The organism is Sphingobacterium sp. UBA7253, from assembly GCF_002472745.1.
GTDB lineage: Bacteria > Bacteroidota > Bacteroidia > Sphingobacteriales > Sphingobacteriaceae > Sphingobacterium > Sphingobacterium siyangense.
The window spans coordinates 3,283-4,140 of sequence record NZ_DKSP01000002.1 but is presented as its reverse complement, the minus strand read 5'-3'; the positions used below and the strand labels follow the sequence as shown (position 1 = coordinate 4,140).

Sequence of the window (858 nt, the reverse complement as noted above, 5' to 3'; positions counted from 1 at the left end):
TAAAGTGGTTTCTATTGTAGTTTCCTGCCCAAACTGAAGCACATATCCATTACTATCGTAAATAGCAAACTCACGCATTCCCCATTCGAAAGTTGCTATTTCATAACATATTTTGACATTATCTTTCAAACTTTCCCATAAATTATCAACATCCGCTATGTTAAAATAAAGGGACCCGGTAAATTGTGCTGTTTCAAAAGCAATGCTTTCGCCAGGATGCGAAAACATGATTTCGATGGTTCCACTTCGCAGTAGAGCCCAGTTCAATGCTTCGTTTTTTTCAACACATGTAAACCCGAGTTTTTCAGCATAGAACTGAATAGTTTGATCTAAGCTTTTTGTATATAATATTGGATTTAAGCTTTTGTAGTTCATCTTTTTTTTTGCCTTTTATTGGTTCGAACTATTGTTTTGTCTTTTTGATAGCAGTTACATGTGTTTTTTTATTATTATCGATTGTAAGGGTAGTTTTATGATGAAAAATACAAAATATTACAGTATTTATTGTTACTTCATAAAAAAAATAGCTACTTTTTTAGATTAAGGTGTGTTGTTTGTGTAATTGTTTGGTATTTAGTGTTTTTTTTGTGTTATTTTTTTGTGTGAAATACTATGATTTATATCGTTTGTTTTCCAGTTTTTTAATTCTATTTATAACTTCTTGTTGCATCTTTAAAAGTTGTTTTATCTTTGCTTTTAACAAAACCTTAACATTTCATGTTTGGTTTTGTACACTAACTGTATTAGCCTGTTGGGCTCATCACTTTTGAAAAACATATATTAAAAGTTTCTTCGGTGCTTTTATCGTATTTAGTTAGATAAACTACTTATTTAAACAAACATAAACATATGAAACAC

At 29.5% G+C, this 858-nt stretch carries 1 protein-coding gene; it reads right to left on the bottom strand.

Annotation, left to right across the window (positions count from 1 at the left end; genetic code table 11):
- The coding region (locus B2X72_RS00035; RefSeq protein ID WP_286847967.1) for a VOC family protein at window positions 1-375 on the bottom strand (375 nt) is incomplete at its 3' end.
- Between the last annotated feature and the right edge of the window lie 483 nt (window positions 376-858).